The sequence below is a fragment of the Streptomyces synnematoformans genome (assembly GCF_039531005.1).
In the GTDB taxonomy this organism is placed as follows: Bacteria; Actinomycetota; Actinomycetes; order Streptomycetales; family Streptomycetaceae; genus Streptomyces; species Streptomyces synnematoformans.
The window spans coordinates 1-4,704 of the sequence record NZ_BAAAPF010000429.1 but is presented as its reverse complement, the minus strand read 5'-3'; the positions used below and the strand labels follow the sequence as shown (position 1 = coordinate 4,704).

The window sequence follows — 4,704 nt, the reverse complement described above, 5'->3', positions numbered from 1 at the left end:
GCCCCCGCCCGGCCCCCCCCCGGGGCCCGCGGCCGGTGGCGCGTGCTCCTGCCCGCCGCCGGGGCGGCCGTCGCCACGCTCGTCGCCCTCGTCGCCACCTCCAGCGGGTCCACCGGCGAAGGCCGGGCGGCCGGCGGCGAGGGGCCCGAGAGCGGCGTGCTGGGGGACGGGAGCCGCGGTGGCGGCGGTGCCAGGGGAGCGGAGACGGCGGAGAAGGGCGGCTCGTCCGAGCCGTCCGAGCCGTCCGAGCCCTCGCCCGCCGGCGGCGGCACCGGCAGGGGCGGCGGCGACTCCGGCGCGGCCCCCCGCAAGGGCGGGGCCGCCGCCGAGGAGGGGGCAGAGCCCACCGTCCGTACCCCGCTGGCCTGGTCCGTCCGCTCCCACGTCTGGGAGTTCGGCTGCGACCACCGCTACGTCGTCGACAAGCCGCCCGCCGACGTCCCGCCCCCGCCCATGGCGCAGGACGCCGAGGCGTGGGCCGGCAGCCAGGGCGCCGTCCACGGCGGCAGGACGAACATCGAGGCCGTCATCGAGCCCCGCGGCGACGAGCAGGTGACCATCACCGCCGTCCACGTCCGCAAGGCCGCGGCGTCCGCGCCGCTGCCGTGGGACGCCTTCGCGATGTCCGACGGCTGCGGCGGCGAGGTCACCGAGGCGGCGTACGACGTCGACCTCGACGTTCCCCGGCCCGTCCTCAAGCCCCGGAACGGCGGCGACTCCACCGGGACCTGGGAGCCCCCCGCCCTCCCGTACCGCGTCACCCCCGACGACCCGCTGTCCCTGCTCATCCACGCCGACACCGAGGACCACGACGTCCGCTGGTACCTGGAGGTCGAGTGGAGCAGCAAGGACGACTCCGGCGTCATACGCATCGATGACGGCGGCGGCCCGTTCCGTACCAGCGCGATCGAGGACCGTCCGCTGTACGGCTACGACCACCTCAACGGCCACTGGCGCACGTGGCCGCTGGCCGACGACCCCGACGCCGCCGACGGCCCCGCGCGGGAGCCCGCGTCTCCGGCGCCGTAGCCGCCGCGCCGGACCCGGGAAACCGGCGGCGGCCGGAACAAGCGGAGGACGACGCACCGGCGAGGAGCGGAATCCGGCCAGATGAAACGGTTCTGCTGGTCAAGGCGGCGTTCTGGGCCGGGAATTGGGGATGATTCCCGTGTGGGGGATGCGCATGTGACGCAGGCAGACGATAGGGTTAGCGTGCCCGGGCCGGGAGCCCTCGTCAGGGTGGGGAGTGTCATGGATCAGATAGCAATGCGCGGCAAGGCGCGAGTTCCTGCGGTCAACTGCGGGAGCACAGCGTCGCGGGCGCGCGTCGACCGGCACCTGGCGGTGCTCGGCGGCCCCGCCGCCCCCGAGGGGGACGCGGAGAGCGCCACCACGCTGATGCGTGAGCTGACCGCGCGTGAGGAGAGGGCCGCGAAGCCGGGCCGTATGGCGCGCGTTTCCCTCTTCGCCCCGCTGCGGAAGCTGCGGCGCACCCTCTTCGGCAACGGGCGGAGCTGACACAGCTCCGCACAGACACCTCGTATCGGGGCGGGCGCGGCGACCCGGCATGCCGCACCCGCCCCGATCAGCTGTCCCACCCGCGCCCGCCCCGACCCCGGACCGCCCGGTTCCGGACACACCCCGAACGCACGCCGTGCACTCCCCGGTCGCTCAGCCCCGCCCGCGCGCGCTGCGCCGTATCGCCAGCGGTACGAACACCGCCAGCAGCACCGCCGACCAGCACAGCGCCGCCGCCACCGGATGCGTCATCGGCCAGGCCGCGCCCGCCGCGTCGTCGAGTCCCGCCGGGGCGCTGCCCGTCAGGTCCCGTACGGCCGTGACGTACGCGCTGAGCGGGTTCCACTCGACCACCGCACGCAGCCATCCCGGCATGCCGTGCGTCGGCACGTACGCGTTGGACAGCAGCTGCAGCACGAACGTGGTGCTCGCCAGCTGTCCCGCCGTCTCCTCGTTGCCGACGACCATGCCGAGGTGGACCCCGAGCCACGCCGACGTGAACCGCAGCAGGAGCAGCAGCCCCAGCGCCCCGGCGGTCGCCGCCGGGCCGCCGTCGTTCCGCCAGCCCACGGCGTAGCCGACCGCCGCCAGCGGCACCAGCCCGGCCGCGAACAGCAGCACGTCCGCGACCGCGTGCCCCAGCGGCACCGCCGCCCGGCTGATCGGCAGCGCCCGGAAGCGCTCCGTCACGCCGCGGCCGGTGTCGACGGCCGCCTGCAGCATGCCGGTGACGAGGCCGCCGGCGGCGGTGGTGGCGAAGAGGCCGGGGACGATGTACGTGCGGTAGTCGGCACCGCCGGGCAGTGAGACGGAGTTGCCGAAGACGTAGCCGAAGAAGAGCAGCAGCGTCAGCGGCATCACCTGGGTGATGACCAGCAGTCCGGGGTTGCGCCGGGCGCGCTGCAGCTGGCGGCCGACCAGGGCCGTGCCGTCGTACGCGAGGTGGCTCATGCCGCCTCCTCCTCCATGTCCGGCGCGCCGGTGCCCGGCGCGCCCTCGGCGGTGCCGTCCGCCCCCGTGAGCCGGAGGAACACCTCGTCCAGCGTCGGGCTGCGCAGGCTCGCGTCGACCACCGGCACCCCCGCCGCGTCCAGCTCCCGCACCATGCGCGGCAGCGTCAGCCCGGGGTCGAACGCCGCCGCCCCCACCGCGCGCCGCTCCGCGTCCAGCCGCGGTTCGCCCCCGGTGAGCGGCCCGAGCACCACCGCCGCCGCGGCCAGCGCCGCCTCCTCTGCCACGACCACCTCCGCGTACGCGCCCACCCGCCGCTTCAGCTCGTCCGGCGTGCCGGTGACGGCCGCCCGGCCGTGGTCGACGACCACGACCGAGTCCGCCAGCCGGTCCGCCTCCTCCAGGTACTGCGTGGTCAGCAGCACCGTCGTGCCCGCCGCCGCCATCTCGCGCACCGCCGCCCAGATCTGCTCGCGGCTCGCCGGGTCGAGGCCGGTGGTCGGCTCGTCGAGGAAGAGCACCCGCGGCCGGGCCAGCAGGCTCGCCGCCAGGTCGAGCCGCCGCCGCATGCCGCCGGAGTACGTGCGGGCCGGCCGGTCGGCGGCGCCGGCCAGGCCGAACCGCGCCAGCATCTCGTCCGCCCGCTTCCGCCCCGCGGGCCCGCGCAGGCGCAGCAGCCGGGCGAAGAGGCGCAGGTTCTCCCGCCCGGACAGGTCGTCGTCGACGGAGGTGGCCTGGCCCGTGACGCCGATGGCGCGGCGCACGGCGGCCGGCTCGGCGACCACGTCGTGCCCGGCGACCCGGGCGCCGCCGGCGTCCGGCGGGACGAGGGTGGTGAGCACGCGCACGGCGGTGGTCTTGCCCGCGCCGTTCGGGCCGAGGAGCCCGCAGACGGTGCCTTCGGGGATGGCGAGGTCGAGGCCGCGGAGCGCGTGGACGTCGCCGTAGCGCTTCTCGACCGCCTCACTAAGTACAGCGTACGTAGTAGTCATGCGGTCGAGCATAGCCGACTCAGTACGCTGTACGTAAACCGGCAGCCGACGGCCCCGAGGAAGGAAGCGATGACAGCGAGCCGACGTGCCGCGGACGGGGCGGCGCGCAGCGCCACCCCCGAGGTGATCTGGACCCGCCCCGAGCGCGCCGGCCGCGGCCCGCGCCCCGCGCACAGCCGCACCCGGATCGCCGAGGCCGCCGTGCGGATCGCCGACGCGGACGGCCTCGACGCGGTCTCGATGCGGCGCGTCGCCGCCGAGATCGGCAGCGGCACCATGTCCCTCTACAACTACGTGCCGCGCAAGGAGGACCTGCACGAGCTGATGGTCGACGCGGTCAGCGCCGAGTACGACCTGTCGGGTGCGCTCAGCGGCGACTGGCGGGCTGACGTGCTCGGGCTGGCGGAGCAGTCGCGGGACCTGATGCGCCGGCACCCGTGGCTGCCGCGGCTCACCGCGAGCGCGGCGTACGGGTTCACGCCGCACACCATGCGCTACCTCGACCGGTTCCTCGCCGCGCTGGCGGGCGTGGACCTCGCGCCGGGGACGAAGATGGAGCTGGTCGCGATGGTCACGGCGTCGGTGACCAGCTACGTGACCTTCGAGATCGCCCTCGCCGAGCGGGCTCGCGCGCTGCCGTGGAGCGAGGCGGAGGAGCAGGCGGTGCGCGGGTCGTACCTGGCCGGGCAGCTGGCGACGGGGGAGTACCCGCACCTGGCCGGGGTGCTGGCGGAGGCGGCCGAACCGGGGGACCACGAGGAGGCGTTCCGGCGGATGCTGGGGCGGGTGCTGGACGGCTTCGCGGCGTCCGGCGGCCGGACGGGCTGACGGGCTGACGGCAGCCCGGCCGCCGGTCCCGGCAACCCGGCGGTGACGCCCCCTTGAAACGCCTCCGGCCCGGTGATGACGTTCCTCTGCCATGTATCTCTTCCGGCGTCTGCTCGTCCTGCCGTTGGCCCTCGCCGCGACCGCGGCGGCCGGCCTCGTCCCCGCCGCCGGGGCCGGCGCGCCCGGGCCCGCCCCGGCGGCGGGCGACCTCCTCTCGTACGTCGTCAACAGCGCGGCCGACGACGCCACCCTGGACCGGGTCGAGGCCGCGACCCACGCCGCCGGCGGCACCGTCGTGGCCGCGTACCCGAAGATCGGCGTGACCGTCGCGCACTCCGCGGACCCGCACTTCGGCCCCCGGCTGCGCGACGTGCGCGGCGTGCAGTCCGCGGGCGCGACCCGCACCGCACCGCTG

General features: G+C 76.1%; 4 protein-coding genes and 2 pseudogenes. 4 read left to right on the top strand and 2 right to left on the bottom strand.

Annotation, left to right across the window (positions count from 1 at the left end; all coding sequences use genetic code 11):
• Both ABD317_RS33700 and ABD317_RS33695 read left to right on the top strand, forming a co-directional pair.
• Positions 1 to 1,029, top strand: a pseudogene (locus ABD317_RS33700) (transcriptional regulator); the annotation flags it as partial.
• A 222-nt stretch (positions 1,030 to 1,251) separates the two neighbouring features.
• The gene (locus ABD317_RS33695; protein WP_078627989.1) at positions 1,252 to 1,518 is read left to right on the top strand and encodes a hypothetical protein; all 267 of its coding nucleotides are present in this window, start codon (positions 1,252 to 1,254) and stop codon (positions 1,516 to 1,518) included.
• 153 nt (positions 1,519 to 1,671) lie between these two features.
• Here ABD317_RS33695 and ABD317_RS33690 read toward each other — a convergent pair whose 3' ends face one another.
• Both ABD317_RS33690 and ABD317_RS33685 read right to left on the bottom strand, forming a co-directional pair.
• Positions 1,672 to 2,469 carry an ABC transporter permease gene (locus ABD317_RS33690; RefSeq protein WP_344295117.1) on the bottom strand — a complete coding sequence of 266 codons (798 nt, stop codon included), beginning with the start codon at positions 2,467 to 2,469 and terminating at the stop codon, positions 1,672 to 1,674.
• On the bottom strand, positions 2,466 to 3,461 hold the full coding sequence (locus ABD317_RS33685) for an ATP-binding cassette domain-containing protein (protein WP_344295115.1): 996 nt from the start codon (positions 3,459 to 3,461) through the stop codon (positions 2,466 to 2,468). Before ABD317_RS33685 ends, ABD317_RS33690 begins: the two co-directional genes overlap by 4 nt.
• Before the next feature lie 69 nt (positions 3,462 to 3,530).
• On the opposite strand from ABD317_RS33685, the gene ABD317_RS33680 reads away from it, so the two are divergent.
• Both ABD317_RS33680 and ABD317_RS33675 read left to right on the top strand, forming a co-directional pair.
• On the top strand, positions 3,531 to 4,289 hold the full coding sequence (locus tag ABD317_RS33680) for a TetR/AcrR family transcriptional regulator (RefSeq protein ID WP_344295113.1): 759 nt from the start codon (positions 3,531 to 3,533) through the stop codon (positions 4,287 to 4,289).
• A gap of 91 nt (positions 4,290 to 4,380) precedes the next feature.
• A pseudogene (locus ABD317_RS33675) lies at positions 4,381 to 4,704 on the top strand (peptidase S8); the annotation flags it as partial.